At 33.7% G+C, this 14,669-nt stretch carries 14 protein-coding genes; 6 read left to right on the forward strand and 8 right to left on the reverse strand.

What is annotated here, in order from left to right:
- Positions 1-109: 109 nt before the first annotated feature.
- Positions 110-796 carry a cell division ATP-binding protein FtsE gene (locus ACP7AT_RS10780; protein WP_426064323.1) on the forward strand — a complete coding sequence of 229 codons (687 nt, stop codon included), beginning with the start codon at positions 110-112 and terminating at the stop codon, positions 794-796.
- The gene (locus ACP7AT_RS10785; protein WP_426064324.1) at positions 796-1,686 is read left to right on the forward strand and encodes a glycosyltransferase family 2 protein; all 891 of its coding nucleotides are present in this window, start codon (positions 796-798) and stop codon (positions 1,684-1,686) included. The genes ACP7AT_RS10780 and ACP7AT_RS10785 overlap by 1 nt, the downstream gene beginning before the upstream one ends.
- Here ACP7AT_RS10785 and ACP7AT_RS10790 read toward each other — a convergent pair.
- From ACP7AT_RS10790 to ACP7AT_RS10800, 3 genes are read right to left on the reverse strand one after another with little or no spacing between them, the layout of a single operon-like run.
- On the reverse strand, positions 1,683-2,774 hold the full coding sequence (locus ACP7AT_RS10790; RefSeq protein WP_426064325.1) for a glycosyltransferase family 4 protein: 1,092 nt from the start codon (positions 2,772-2,774) through the stop codon (positions 1,683-1,685). The two genes, ACP7AT_RS10785 and ACP7AT_RS10790, sit on opposite strands and share 4 nt — an antisense overlap.
- Positions 2,771-3,178: a sugar 3,4-ketoisomerase gene (locus ACP7AT_RS10795; protein ID WP_426064326.1), complete on the reverse strand. Its 408-nt coding sequence runs from the start codon at positions 3,176-3,178 to the stop codon at positions 2,771-2,773. The genes ACP7AT_RS10790 and ACP7AT_RS10795 overlap by 4 nt, the downstream gene beginning before the upstream one ends.
- Positions 3,175-3,999 carry a glycosyltransferase family 2 protein gene (locus tag ACP7AT_RS10800; RefSeq protein ID WP_426064327.1) on the reverse strand — a complete coding sequence of 275 codons (825 nt, stop codon included), beginning with the start codon at positions 3,997-3,999 and terminating at the stop codon, positions 3,175-3,177. The genes ACP7AT_RS10795 and ACP7AT_RS10800 overlap by 4 nt, the downstream gene beginning before the upstream one ends.
- Positions 4,000-4,043: 44 nt before the next feature.
- On the opposite strand from ACP7AT_RS10800, the gene ACP7AT_RS10805 reads away from it, so the two are divergent.
- Positions 4,044-5,195, forward strand: coding sequence for a glycosyltransferase family protein (locus ACP7AT_RS10805; RefSeq protein ID WP_426064328.1), 1,152 nt, complete (start codon positions 4,044-4,046; stop codon positions 5,193-5,195).
- Here ACP7AT_RS10805 and ACP7AT_RS10810 read toward each other — a convergent pair.
- Genes ACP7AT_RS10810 through ACP7AT_RS10830 form a run of 5 tightly spaced genes read right to left on the reverse strand, consistent with a single transcriptional unit; the run spans position 5,143 to position 9,729 of the window.
- Positions 5,143-6,444, reverse strand: coding sequence for an O-antigen translocase (locus tag ACP7AT_RS10810; RefSeq protein ID WP_426064329.1), 1,302 nt, complete (start codon positions 6,442-6,444; stop codon positions 5,143-5,145). The two genes, ACP7AT_RS10805 and ACP7AT_RS10810, sit on opposite strands and share 53 nt — an antisense overlap.
- Positions 6,444-7,013: an acyltransferase gene (locus ACP7AT_RS10815; RefSeq protein ID WP_426064330.1), complete on the reverse strand. Its 570-nt coding sequence runs from the start codon at positions 7,011-7,013 to the stop codon at positions 6,444-6,446. Before ACP7AT_RS10815 ends, ACP7AT_RS10810 begins: the two co-directional genes overlap by 1 nt.
- The gene (locus tag ACP7AT_RS10820) at positions 7,014-8,144 is read right to left on the reverse strand and encodes a DegT/DnrJ/EryC1/StrS family aminotransferase (protein WP_426064331.1); all 1,131 of its coding nucleotides are present in this window, start codon (positions 8,142-8,144) and stop codon (positions 7,014-7,016) included.
- Positions 8,141-9,091 carry a FemAB family protein gene (locus ACP7AT_RS10825; protein ID WP_426064332.1) on the reverse strand — a complete coding sequence of 317 codons (951 nt, stop codon included), beginning with the start codon at positions 9,089-9,091 and terminating at the stop codon, positions 8,141-8,143. The genes ACP7AT_RS10820 and ACP7AT_RS10825 overlap by 4 nt, the downstream gene beginning before the upstream one ends.
- Positions 9,092-9,126: 35 nt before the next feature.
- Complete coding sequence (locus ACP7AT_RS10830; RefSeq protein WP_426064333.1) at positions 9,127-9,729, reverse strand: trimeric intracellular cation channel family protein; 603 nt, start codon at positions 9,727-9,729, stop codon at positions 9,127-9,129.
- A 162-nt stretch (positions 9,730-9,891) separates the two neighbouring features.
- On the opposite strand from ACP7AT_RS10830, the gene ACP7AT_RS10835 reads away from it, so the two are divergent.
- The 3 genes from ACP7AT_RS10835 to ACP7AT_RS10845 all read left to right on the forward strand — a co-directional run bounded on the left by ACP7AT_RS10835 (position 9,892) and on the right by ACP7AT_RS10845 (position 14,636).
- On the forward strand, positions 9,892-10,677 hold the full coding sequence (locus tag ACP7AT_RS10835; RefSeq protein ID WP_426064334.1) for a TrmH family RNA methyltransferase: 786 nt from the start codon (positions 9,892-9,894) through the stop codon (positions 10,675-10,677).
- Positions 10,678-10,766: 89 nt separating this feature from the next.
- Positions 10,767-12,314, forward strand: a complete 1,548-nt coding sequence (locus ACP7AT_RS10840) for a serine hydrolase (RefSeq protein WP_426064335.1) — start codon at positions 10,767-10,769, stop codon at positions 12,312-12,314.
- 99 nt (positions 12,315-12,413) lie between these two features.
- On the forward strand, positions 12,414-14,636 hold the full coding sequence (locus ACP7AT_RS10845; protein WP_426064336.1) for a RelA/SpoT family protein: 2,223 nt from the start codon (positions 12,414-12,416) through the stop codon (positions 14,634-14,636).
- Positions 14,637-14,669 lie beyond the last annotated feature (33 nt).

Genomic DNA, 14,669 nt, shown 5'->3' on the forward strand with positions numbered 1-14,669 from the left:
CCAGTTTTTCGTAATGTTTGTAATTTTTTAAATTCTACCTAATAGAATAGAATTTATTTTGAATGGAAGCGTTATCTTCTTACTTTTACCCAATAAACAAATGCAAATTATGTCACAATCCGTACTGTCTTTAAAAAATGTAACTATTTATCAAGAAGAAAAAACTATTTTAACAGAGGTAAACTTGGAGGTAAAACATGGTGAATTCCTGTACATCATTGGAAAAACAGGCTCCGGAAAAAGTAGCTTAATGAAAACTTTATATGGTGATTTACCTTTAACTGACGGAGAAGGTCACATAGTAGATTTTGATTTAGCCACCTTAAAGGAAGATGACATTCCGTTTTTAAGAAGAAAGATTGGAATCGTTTTTCAGGATTTCAAATTACTTCCGGACCGTACGGTAAACGACAATATGTTGTTTGTTCTAAAAGCAACTGGCTGGACAGACAACGTAGAAATGCAAAATAAGATCGACGAAGTTTTGAATAAAGTGGGAATGAAAGATTTTGGCAAAAAAATGCCTCATCAACTTTCTGGAGGAGAACAACAACGTGTAGCCATCGCTCGCGCTTTGCTGAACGATCCTGAATTAATCCTTGCGGATGAACCAACAGGAAACTTAGATCCACAAACAAGTGCCGAAGTATTGGAAGTCTTGAAAAAAATCAATGCCAATGGAAAAACCATTATTATGGCAACACACGATTATGCACTGTTAATGAAATTCCCTTCAAAAACATTAAAATGTGAAGACTCCAAAATTTTTGAAGTGATTCAGCAGCGAACAGCGTAATGCTTTCGATACTAATTCCGGTTTATAATTACAATGTTTATCCGCTGGTTTCGGAGTTATACAAACAATGTTTAGATTGCGGAATAACGTTTGAAATTTTGTGCCAAGACGACGCTTCACAATCAAGTTTGAATGCATTTAATGAGCATGTAAATGCATTACCAAATTGCAGTTTTGTCTCCTTAAAAGAAAATCTAGCACATCGTAAAAACAGAAACTCCCTCGCTGAGCACGCAAAATTTGATTATTTGCTTTTTATCGACGGGGACTCTATAATTATTCATGACAATTACATAAAAAAATATATTGACAATCTCCAAGATTTTGATGTTGTTTATGGCGGCAGGTTGCATCCTGAAAAATGTCCCTCCGATAACCAAAAACTACGTTGGAAATACGGAAGATTTATTGAGCACAAATCTTCTGAAAACCGGAAGAAAAAACCGTATCAATCGGTGCTTTTTAATAATACCGTCATTAAAAAAGACTGTTTCAACAAAGTAAAATTTGATAAAGACACAAAAAAATACGGTCATGATGACACCCTACTTTCTTATCAATTGAGTTTATTACAAGTGAAGATAAATCATATTGAAAATCCAGTTGAACATGGCGATATTGATACTAATTTAGTTTATCTGAATAAAACCAAAGAGTCTTTAGAAAATTTGATTTTGTTATATAAAGAGAATAAAATCACTATTGAGTTTGTGCGATTATTACAATTGTATCACTTTTTAAAAAAAACAAAATCCGCTTTTATCATTTCAAAAATTCATACCCTTTTTGAAAAATATTTAGTACAAAATTTGACTGGACACAATCCTAATTTGGTTCTTTTTAATTGGTTTCGAGTGGGTTATCTGTGCTCAATAAATCAGAAAAATTAATTTTTTTTGATTCCAATAAATAATTGGTTCCAAGTTTCCATAATACCATCGATATGATATTTTTCACTGCCTAATTTTGCATTTTTTCCCATTTCTCTTCTTAATGTCGCATTTTCTATTAACGTCTCAATCGCTTTAACATAGTCTGACTCATTACCATTTTCTATCAAAAAGCCGTCTTTGTTTTGAGAAATTATTCCTCTTGGTCCGCACGGACAATCGTAGGCTATACAGGGCAATCCAGAAGCCATCGCCTCAATTAAGACCATTCCAAAACCTTCAAATCGAGACGTCATTAAATAAAATGAAGCGTCTAAATATTTTTCATTAATATTCTGAACCGGTTCATAAAAAACAACATTATTTAAAATATTTAAATCCTCAGCCAACAATCTTAAATTGTCGTTTTTAGTTGATTTTCCATAAATTTCAAGTGTCCAATCGGAATGTTTTTGAATCACTTTTTGCCAAATTTGTAACATTCTGTCCAATCCTTTTTCATAAGAATGACGTCCAACAGCAATTACTTTCTTAGATTTTAAATCTGAAGAAGTAATTGGTTCAAACCATAATGGATTAGGAATTACAATACCATTTTTCACATTCCATTCTTCCAAACTCTCCTTTGACAAGGCAACAAACTTGGTAAACCTTTTAGCAGCTAATTCTTTAAAAAGTATTTTAATTTTTGTTGAAACAAAATATTTTGTTGGTTCTTTTTCTTCAATATATTTAGAACTGTGGCACTCAAAAATAATCGGCGTATTCGTGTTTAAAATAACAGGAACTAAATAGGCTTTTAAACCGTTATCGCAAACAATGATAACATCCGGTCGAATGGTTTTAATTTTACTTTTTAACCCTTTTGAAAAAGAATTAAAAAACTGAAAAAAGCTACCATTTAATAGCAAATCGTGATAAAAAATAGTAGAATTAAAAGAATAAAACAAAGGAGAAAAGCCTTCATTTTGAGTTAAAATATGTACTTCATACCCAAATTTTTCTATTAGATAATTCGTTTTCACCGAAAGTACTCTGGCAACTCCGCCTTCGTTATTTATATTGGGAACAATGTAGAGAAGCTTCATTTTTTTGACTCCAAAAATGTATCAAAATCCCGAATGTAGTCGGCTTCTTCAAAGATATCCGATGCCAATACTAAACAAACGGCTCCCGACGAAAAATTTTGTAATTCTCTCCAAATCCCCGTTGGGATCAGTAATCCAACATTTGGCTTATTCAATACAAATGACTTTTTTACATCACCATCCTGAAGAACAACCTCAAAACTTCCACTCAAAGCAATTAAAAGTTCTTGCTGAAGGATATGTGAATGTCCGCCTCTGTAAGCGCTGCTTGGCACATCAAAAAGATAATACACACGCTTGAACTCAAATGGCAAAAAATCCTTTTGAATGAACGCTAAATTTCCTCGCGTATCTTCTACAACGGGTATTTTTAGGAGCTGTATGGCGTCAAGAGTTGTTTTCATTTAGTAATTTGTTGATAATCTTCTTTTCCTTTTCTTGCACTTTTCAATGCAGCGAAAACTTGATCTATTTTTATTCTATTCTGTTTCAAATCAAAAAAAAGTTTCAAGAAAATCCAATTTAGATAATTATTCTTTGAAACTCGTGTAAAAAAAGCACCTTGAATATAATATCGATGTTGAACATTTAATTTATCATCTGTTGAAACCGCCGAATGGATTGCAATGACCTTTGGTACAATGATTATATTCTGTTTTTTCTTTTTCAAATCGGATAAAAAAATAGTTTCTTCTCCCATCATAAAGGAACTTCCGAGCCCAAAGTTAGTGTCAAAATTATTGTTGAATGAATTAAAAATCGTTCTTTTTAAAGTTATTTCAATCGATAAAATACTAAAAACATCCAGATTATTTAGTTGCATTTTTATCTTAGAAGGATATTTTTTAAACAACAAACCATTTGAATCTTCAATTGCAAAACAGATGCTGACGGCCTCAGGATAATTGTTGTGCGCTTCCAGAATAGTGTTTTCAAAATTCTCCTTGAAAACCTCATCGTCATCGGCCAATAAAACAAGTTTTCCATGCGCATTTTGCAAACCCAAATTCCTGCTTTTTGACAACCCTTTTTCAAATGAATTCACAATTCTGACGGAAGGAAATTCTGAAACCAAAAGCGTATTTTCTGAGGTTTGATTGATAATTAAAATTGGAAATTCCGAAAAATGACTGAAAGGAAACATAGGAATCAAAAAATCCAAAGAAGCCCTATTCATTGTAGCCAATACTATTTCCAGATCTCCTTTTTTAAATTCTTTTATCAATTTGTTACTATATTTACACAAATATAAATAATTCAGCTTTGTAAATGAAAATACTTTTGATTGGCGAATACAGTCGATTGCATAATTCTTTAAAAGAAGGATTGGTAGTGTTGGGGCATGAAGTAATTTTATTGTCATCAGGAGACCATTTTAAAAAATACGATTCTGATTATTCGTTTCATTCCTCCTTTTTATCCGGTTATTGGCTGCATCGAAAGATCAAAAATGTCATTTATAAACTCATTGGAATCGATTCAGAAAAATTCGAAAGAGGTCTCCGTTTTTATCTACTATTGCCTCAATTAAACAACTTCGATCACGTACAGCTGATTAATTCAGATGCTATTGAAACATTCCCTTTTTTGTCTCGATTTCTTTATAAAAAAATATTCAAAAAAATTAAAAATCGGAGCCTGTTAATTTGTGGTGATGAAACCCCGGTTATCGATTATTTGCTAAAAAAAGAATCCGATTACAGCATTCTGACTCCTTATTTTAAAGATAATTCATTAAAAAAACATTTTGAATATCCATTAAAGTACACCACCAAAAATTATCGAAAAACCTTTGATTGGTTATGCGAAAACTGCCAAAACCTAATTGCTTCCGACTTAGATTATAAAATTCCGGTGGAAAAAATGGGCTATTCTGTTCATTTCATTCCAAATCCCGTGAACATAAGAAAGATTGAATTTCAAGAACAAAAAATGAATCATAAAATCGTTATTTTTCTTGGTATAAATCGCGCCAGTTACATTAAAAAAGGAATTTCTTATTTTGAAAAAGCGTTGAAAATTATTCAGGAAAAATATGCTGAAAAAGTAGCTGTAATTATCACCGAAAACCTTCCTTACTCCGAATATATAAATTTATACAATTCCGCACAAATCGTTTTGGATCAAATTTATGCTGATGATCAGGGCTACAACGCATTGGAAGCTATGGCAAAAGGAAAAGTAGTTTTTACAGGTGGTGGAAAAAAATTCATGGAACATTATAATCTAAAGGAACGGATTAATATAAATGCGCTGCCAGATGTTGATTCTTTAATAAACGAGCTTTCCTTTTTAATTGAAAACCCCGAATCCATTGTCGTTATTGGAAAACGTGCCAGAGCTTTTATTGAGAAAGAGCATGAATATATTAGTATTGCAAGTCAGTATTTGGAAGCTTGGGATTTAAAAACAGTTTCCTAAACATCCATAAAATTAAAATAAACAGAATTAAATTCGCACAAAAATAAGCCTGCAAAGCTCCTTCAATAGAAAAAAGTGGCACTAAATAAAAAGACAATAAAAGATACGATACATTAAAAACTATTTCAAGAATAAAATATTTTTTAACAAGTGCTTTAACAACGATTTGATAGCCAAAAGCCAATGTCATTATCCTTAAAAAATCACCTAAAAGCTGCCAAATCAAAACCTCATTTACTTTTGAAAACGCAGCAGTGAAAGCGAGATCCAATATAATTCCTTTCAACAAAAAAACAGCTACCAATACAATCAAAAACAGCGGAACAAAAATTTTAAAATAGGATTTCAATTCCATTATAAAATCTTCATCGGTAGTCAAAGAAGCTAATTTAGGCATGTAATACAGTGATAATCCAGAACTAAAAACCAACATATAAAAACTGGAAAATTTATTGGTTGCATCCCAAATTCCAGCATCTTGAATGGAATGCGTTTCAATGATAAAATTCCGGATAAGCATTAATGTTGCAGGAGCAATTACAGCACTTAACAATGCCATCGACGAAAATTTCTTAATGACATTTAAGTATTTCTTTTTTAAAATTTTTTGAAAACTAAATTTGAAATAACTGCTTTTATCTTTTAAAACAAATATAAATGTCACTAATACCATGAGTAATTCGCCTAAAACTACTGCCAGTAATCCTCCATTTACAGCTTTGTTCACTATTAAAAAAGTGGTAAAACCAAAAATCAGCACATTCGAAAAAATCTGGAGGATAACAATTTTTTTATACTTTTCTAAAGCGTTATAAATTGCCATCCAAAATGTATTGATAACGATTAAAGGCAGCAGCAATCCAAAAAAACGAATGTGGTAAGCAAACGATTTGGTGAAGAATAAAAATTCGGAAATACTATTAGCAAATGCTAAAATAAATAAAGCCAAAAGTGCAGAAACGATGAGGAAAAACCATAAAAAAGTAGCATAAATAACGCCTAATTCTTTCTTATCGTCTTTATTTTCAACGAATAATTTTATGAAGGAATTGTTGATGCCTAATGTAGCAACGGACTTCATCATCGCTGTGAAATTTCTAAAACTCCCTAATAATGCCATTCCGGAAGTTCCTAAATATACTGACACGATCTTGGTGGATATAATTCCCAAAACAAAACTCACCGCTACCGAAACAGAATTAAAAGATACTACTTTTAAAAGTGCGTTTTGTTTTATAAATTTCAACATTATAAATCTCTTATTACTTTTGCTGGATTTCCCGCGGCGATAACATTTTTGGGAATATTTTTAGTCACTACAGAACCATTTCCTATTACCGAATTATCCCCTATTTCAACTCCTTTTAAAATAGTAACATTTGATCCAATGAAAACATTTTCACCAATAAAAACTGGAAAAGAATTTGGATTTTCTTGATTTCTTTTATTAATGTTCGAATCATGTCCATCATTGTCTATAATAGAACAGTTTCCTCCGATCAAAACATTGTCTTTGATGGTAACTTTAGAAAAACAAACAATCGAAAAAGCATTATTAATAGCAACGTTGTTTCCAATATTGATCTCGCTAAATCCATTTCTAGCTTCAATATAGGTGTAGCCAGAAAAGTAGTAAGGGGAAGAAATTACTCCAATTTGAACATTGTTCCCAAAATGAATTTTCCCGTTTCCTTTCAAAAGCAATGGATAGAAAAGGTTTGGTTTCCCCGAAACTCTTTTGCAATCCGAAAGGAATTCATACTTTTTGATTCGCAAAGTAACAAAGCAAAATTGTTTTATTCTACTGATTATTCCCATTTAATATTGATTTAAAATTGCAACAATATGACTCACTTCACCCATTGTCAAAACTGGGCTTATGGGCAAACTCAATACTTCATCATGGATTTTTTGGGAAACAGGAAAAGTCAAATGATTCCACGCTGATAACGCTTTTTGATTGTGCGGCGGAATGGGATAATGTATGACCGTTTGAATACTATTCTGATGTAAATATTCTTGTAAATTTATTCTGTTTTGTGTTCGAATGACAAACAAATGAAAAACATGGTTTTTAGATAAATTCCAAAAAGGTAAAATTATTTTATCATTTTTAATTTCAGATAAGTAACGTTTAGCAATTATTCTCCGCTTTTCATTTTCAATATCTAAAAACGGCAATTTCACATTTAAGAAAGCCTCTTGCAGTTCATCTAACCTTGAATTTATACCAACATAATCATTGTAATATTTGGTTTCCGAACCATAATTTCTCAGTGACTGAATGGTTTTGGCTAATTCGGAATCATTTGTTGTAACCGCGCCACCATCGCCTAATGCGCCCAAATTTTTCCCTGGATAAAAACTATACGCTACGCTTGATTTTTGATTTTTGATTACTTCGTCAGTCCGACCTGCGGTCTGGGGTGCTGATTCTTGATTTCTGATTGCGCCGTGAGCCTGAGCCGCATCTTCAACAACCAGCAAATCATTTGCAAAAGCAATTTCATGTATTGCATCCATTTCTGCCAATTGTCCATACAGATGAACGACCAGAATCGCCTTGGTTTTTGAGGTAATCTTTTCAGCAATTAAATTGGGATTGATGTTGTAGGTTTCCAACTTTGGCTCGACCAAAACAGGAATTAAATCAGCTTGTAAAATAGCTAGAATACTCGCAATATAAGTGTTCGCAGGAACTATAACTTCATCGCCTTTTTGCAATTTTCCCAATTGAATATATCCTTTGAAAATCAAAACTAAAGCATCAAAACCATTTCCCACACCTACACAGTACTTTGTGCCGCAATAGTTAGCAAAATTGATTTCAAATTCCTTGACTTCATTCCCCAAAATATACCAACCATTATTTAAAACTGCTTTCAATTTTTCCTGAAAAGCGGCTTCATACGGTTCATTTATTTTTTTTAAGTCAAGAAATGGTATCATATTAGATTCATTTTATAAAAATCCTGACTATAAACCGAGCAACCCAATTCTTCCTTTTGTTTTAAAAGTCCGGCATGATACCCTTTTTCATTGTCTTCATTTACGATTCCCATATCAAAAAAAAGTTTGCCTTCGCTCTTGTATTTTTGGATCAAATTAATGAATAAAAAATCCAACGCGCGCAATTCCTCCCCTTTTTTAGTGGTGGCTCCATATTGCGATTTCACAACGGTTTCCGTCTCTAAAATTGTTACACCGGCAATAATAACGTCTTCAAAATACACTGAAAACTGTTTGATATTTTTCGGGAATTTTTCTTTCAGTGCTGTAATTTCTTTTAGTGTATGTACTGGTTTTGCGTCATATTTTTCCAACAACCTTGGCTCTAACACCAATTTCCAAAATAATTCCAATTGCTGTTCTTCCACCAGTTCTAAATCGAGTTCTTCAATTTTTCTAAAATGCTTCAATTTACTTTTCGAAATTGTCAAAGGCAAGGACAAATTGATGCCCAAATTCATTTCTTTTTTATCCAAAAAAGCTCCTTTTTTTAGCATAAAAAAATCCATTTCAGCATTGCCTTTTAATGTATAAAATAAAGGAATTGGTTTAAAACAGAACGATTGCACGTCATTTTCTTTAAAAAAAGACACAAGAGAATTCAAAATATTTTCTACTTTTTCTCCGTTTAATTTCGTGGAATAAGCCAGACCGCCATACGTCAAGCCTTGATGGGAATAAACAATGTCTCCAACTCTGTTTGCAGGCAAAACAGCAATTAGTTTTTCGTTGTTAAAAATCATCAACGAAAAATCCTTAAATCGATCTTTGTGGTATTCCATAAAATCTCGGTGAAATAAAAAAGTAGCATTTTTGGCCTGACCAATAAAGGCATTCCAGTTTGCATAATCACTTTCCCGATATGGTCTGACAGAATAATTTTTCACTGTTAAATTTTAGACTTTGTGAAAGTAATCAATTTTTATTTATGTTCTAAAGTGGGCAAATACCATTTGAATTTTACGGCCATAAAACGAACCGAAATAATAACAATTGAAGTCGTTAAGTATAAAATATCATTATCTAAATTCAATTTTCGAAGCAGAAAAAAAACAATCCCGCCCAAAATACAAATCGTGGCATAAATTTCTCTTCTGAAAATAACCGGAATTTCGGTGCACAAAATATCACGAATCACACCCCCAAAACAGGCCGTCATGGTCCCTAGGGCAATACAAACAACTGGATGAAGCCCAATATTAATTCCTTTTTCAAGACCAATTAAAGTAAAAACACCTAATCCAATCGTGTCAAATAAAAACAAAGAAGTTCGTAATTTGTCGAATTTTTTTCTGAAAAGTATTGCCAAAACAAACCCAATAATGATTACATAAACATATTTTAAGTCAAGCATCCATCCTACTGGCGTTCTGCCAATCATAATGTCTCGGAGGGTTCCGCCCCCAACCGCAGTTACAAATGCGATAATAAAAACCCCAAAAGGATCCAGTTTTTTATTCATGGCGGTCAATGCGCCTGACATGGCAAAAGCCATCGTACCGATGATGTCAAGTAAGTGAAACATTAGAATTGCAATTTTGACAAAAATAACGAAAATACTCGTGAAAAGAGCTAGAAATACCTTCTATTAATCAATATGTTGCTCCCAGAAAAATATTCGAATCGGATTAGAAAACTGGATTTTCTCTATGTATCTTTGTAGCTATTAATTAAATAGTTGAACGTCTTGAAACAAATCACTTCGATACAAAATCCATACATAAAATCCTTAGTGCAATTGCAGGAAAAATCAAAAGCACGCAAACAATCCGGTACTTTTTTAATGGAAGGAAAACGCGAAATTTCGATTGCTGTAAAAGGTGGCTACGAAATGGAAACGCTATTGTTTCTGCCTGAAATTTGTTCGGAAACTGACGCTAAAGAATTATCAGAAAATGCAGAATTAATTGAAATCAACAAAGAAGTCTATCAAAAGCTGGCTTACAGAGATACTACCGAAGGAATTTTGGCTGTAGCCAAAACCAAATCGATGCAATTATCCGATTTGAAATTATCCGAAAACCCTCTAATTCTTATTGCTGAAGCACCTGAAAAACCAGGGAATATTGGCGCTTTATTGCGAACTGCAGATGCTGCTAATCTTGATGCGGTGATTATTGCCAATCCAAAAAGTGATTTATACAATCCAAATATTGTGCGTTCCAGCGTGGGCTGTTTGTTCACCAATCAAATTGCTACTGGAACAACATCTGAAATTATTGCTTTTTTGAAAGAAAGAAACATTAATTTTTATTGTGCGACTTTACAAAATTCGACTTCGTATCATACGCAGGATTACACGACTCCAACGGCATTAGTCGTGGGAACGGAAGCTACTGGATTGACTGAAGAATGGCGAAAAGAAGCGACCCAAAACATTATTATCCCAATGCAAGGCCAAATTGATTCTATGAATCTTTCGGTGGCCGCGGCCATTTTGATTTTTGAAGCCAAAAGACAAAGAGGGTTCTAATTATTTGATTGTAGATTAACGATTTTAGATTGCAGATTTCAAACAAAAAATATTAAAAATTTACCATTTTATTAAATACCATAGATAATATGAAAAATAAATTATTCGTTGCAATAGCATTGATTTCAAGCACTCTTTCATTCGCACAAATCAATTCGACTCAAGTGGATGAACTAGTTAACCGTACTTTAAAAACATTTAATGTTCCCGGAATTGCAGTGGCAATAGTCAAAGACGGAAAGATTATTCACGCCAAAGGATACGGTGTAAAATCAATTTTAACGAATGAAAAAGTGGATGCAAATACGCTTTTTGGAATTGCATCCAATAGTAAAGCCTTTACAAGCGCCGCTTTGGCAATGTTAGTAGATGAAGGAAAAGTAAAATGGGACGACAAAGTCATCAAATACCTTCCTAATTTCAAGATGTATAATGAGTATGTAACTAATGAGTTTACGATTCGGGATTTATTGACACATCGCAGTGGACTCGGACTTGGCGCTGGAGATTTGATGATTTGGCCTGACGGAAGTAACTTTACGGTACAAGATATCATCCAGAATTTACAGTATTTAAAACCGGTTTCGGCATTTAGAACACAATATGATTATGACAATTTACTGTATATAGTTGCCGGAGAAGTCATTCGCGCAGCGAGCGGTTTGAGTTGGTGTGATTTTGTAGAAGAACGCATGATGAAACCCTTGAAAATGGAGCATAGTGTGGCTTCTTTTTTACGTTTAAAAGACACAACAAACATCATTGCACCTCACGTTCCTATTGACGGTAAACTAAAAGTAATCAAACGCTACCAAAACCAACTTTTTGATGCGGCCGCCGGCATTTACTCCAGTGTAAATGATTTGAGTAAATGGACCATTATGCAAATGAACAACGGGAAATATGGTGCTGATAACAAGCAATTATTTTCTAAAAAAGAACATGCCGAAATGTGGCAATTGCAAACCATAATTCCTGCAGTCACAAGACCTCCTTACAATACTCATTTCAGTGGGTATGGACTGGGCTGGTTCCTGAGTGATGTAAAAGGATACAAACAAGTAACGCACACTGGCGGTTTAGAAGGAATCGTTACTCAAGTCACGCTTTTACCGGAACTGAATCTGGGAATTATTGTATTGACCAATCAGCAATCAGGTGCCGCCTTCAGAGCAATTACCAATACTATAAAAGACAGTTATTTAGGAATTCAATCCGAGGATTATGTGACTAATTACAGTACTAGTCTAAAAGAAAACGAAGACTCTGCTGACAAAGTAACTGGTGAAGTTTGGGCAACCGTAGCCAAGAATAAAAAAGACAAAATCAAAATTGATTTTAAAAGCTATACAGGAACATACCAAGACAATTGGTTTGGTGAAGTAGTACTTTCAGAGAGAAAAGGACGATTGTATTTTGCTTCGAAACGGTCTCCACAGCTTGCTGGCGAAGTTTTTTTGTATAAGGACACTAATTATGTTGTCAAATGGGACAATGCGTATTTCCATGCGGATGCTCATTTGTTTTTTGAATGTGATGCCACTGGAAAAGCAGTAAGATTAACCATGAAACCCATTTCTGAGCTAACTGATTTCAGTTATGATTTTCAAGACTTAGATTTTAGTAAAGTGCAATAATCATGTTGAATGTCAATTTTGTTATTTACACACCGAAGCCCTTTTTTACTTGCACATCTCCCAATTAATTTCTATTTTTAGGAATTGAACCATGCCGTTATGATAGAAATTGATATAGAAAAAGAAAATAAAGCAATTGCTCAAGAATACAAAGAATTACTTCGTATAAGCTACCAAACATTAAGTGATGATGATAAAAAACTCATCCGAAAAGCATTTGATGTTTCTGTGGAAGCACACAAAGAACAACGACGAAAATCCGGTGAAGCTTATATTTTCCATCCGATTGCTGTGGCAAAAATTGTCGCTTCTGAAATAGGTTTGGGTGCTACATCCATTGCTGCTGCTTTACTGCACGATGTTGTAGAGGATACGCCAACTACAGTTCAGGATATCGAACGTTTGTTTAATCCCAAAGTGGCTCAAATCGTTGAAGGATTAACAAAAATATCGATGGTGCAAAGAGATTTGAATGTGTCCATGCAAGCGGAGAATTTTCGTAAAATGATATTGACCCTGAATGATGATGTTCGCGTTATCCTCATTAAACTCGCCGATCGGTTGCACAACATGCAAACTATGGATTCAATGCAGGAAGAAAAGCAGACGAAAATTGCATCGGAAACCTTGTACATTTACGCTCCATTGGCGCATCGACTGGGCTTGTACAACATTAAAACCAAACTGGAAGACTTAGGTTTAAAATATACGGAACCTGCAGTATACAATGAAATTGTCAGCAAAATAAAAGAAACTAAAGAGGAACAGGATGCCTACATAAAAGACATTTCGGATGTATTGAAAAGCTCATTAGACGCTGAAGGAGTTGATTACATTATAAAAGGACGCCCAAAATCGATCTATTCTATTCGCAGAAAGATGCAAGCGCAAAACGTGAGTTTTGATGAAGTATACGATAAATTTGCGTTGCGTATTGTATACAAATCAAATCCACATGAAGAAAAATTTGTTGCGTGGAAAATATATTCAATTGTTACGGATCATTACAGACCAAGTCCAAGCCGATTGCGCGACTGGATTTCATCACCAAAATCAACCGGTTACGAAGCCTTGCACATTACCGTTATGGGACCAAAAGGTCGATGGGTTGAAGTACAGGTTCGAAGCGAACGTATGGATGAAATTGCTGAGAAAGGATATGCCGCACATTACAAATACAAAAACGGAGGTACCGAAGAAAGTGGTTTGGATGTTTGGTTAAATTTATTAAAAGAAGCTCTAGAAAATTCTGAAACAAATGCGGTAGATTTTGTAGAAGATTTCAAAATGAATTTATATTCCAAAGAAATCTTTGTTTTTACGCCAAAAGGAGAAATAAAATCATTGCCAAAAGGCGCCACTTCGCTAGATTTTGCGTTTAGCATTCACTCCGAAATAGGAATTCGAACTAGAGGAACGCGTGTCAATGGAAAATTAGTTCCTTTGAATTTCGTGTTAAAAAGTGGCGATCAAATAGAAATTATTACTTCTCAACATCAAAAACCCACCGTCAACTGGCTGGATTACGTAACGACTTCGAGAGCGAAAACGAAGATAAAAAACGTTCTAAACGAAAATACCAAAAAAATTGGTGAAGAAGGAAAAGAACTGTTGACTCGAAAATTAAAGCATCTAAAAATAACGTTGAGTGAACAAGTGATCAACGAATTAGTCAACTTTTTCAAATTAAAAACAAGCTTAGATTTATTTTACAGAGTGGGAATTGGCGCTATCGAAAACCAGCAACTCAAAGATTACGCTGCTCAAAAGAGCAATACTTTCATTAATTTTTTTAAAAATAAAATGAAACGCTCGCCAAGTACCACTTCTGATGATGACATTCACAAACCAATTATAAGCAGCAGTTATGATATGCTTGTTTTTGGTAAAGAACATGACAAACTCGATTATAAACTATCGCCGTGCTGCAACCCAATTCCGGGTGATGACGTTTTTGGTTTTGTAACTATTAATGAAGGTATAAAAGTGCACAAGAAAGATTGTCCAAACGCCATTGGCATGCAGTCAAATTACGCGTATCGAATCATGTCAGCAAAATGGATTGATTCTTCTCAGGAAGAGTTCAAAGCCATCATAAACATTACCGGTATGGATGTTTTAGGGCTTACCAACCAATTGACAAAAGTGATTTCGAATAACATGCATGTAAATATTCAAAGTATTTCTTTGAGTACCGATGCAGGAATTTTTCATGGTCAGGTAGCCGTGATTGTTCAAAACAATACCATTTTGAAAAAAATGATCAATAACATCAAAAAAATTGACGGAATCGATAAGGTTACCAGAGTTTATAAAACTTAGAAAAGTTTCAAGTTTCTCTTTTTGAAATAGGTT

It is taken from the genome of Flavobacterium sp. DSP2-3-1 (assembly GCF_049896865.1).
GTDB lineage: Bacteria > Bacteroidota > Bacteroidia > Flavobacteriales > Flavobacteriaceae > Flavobacterium.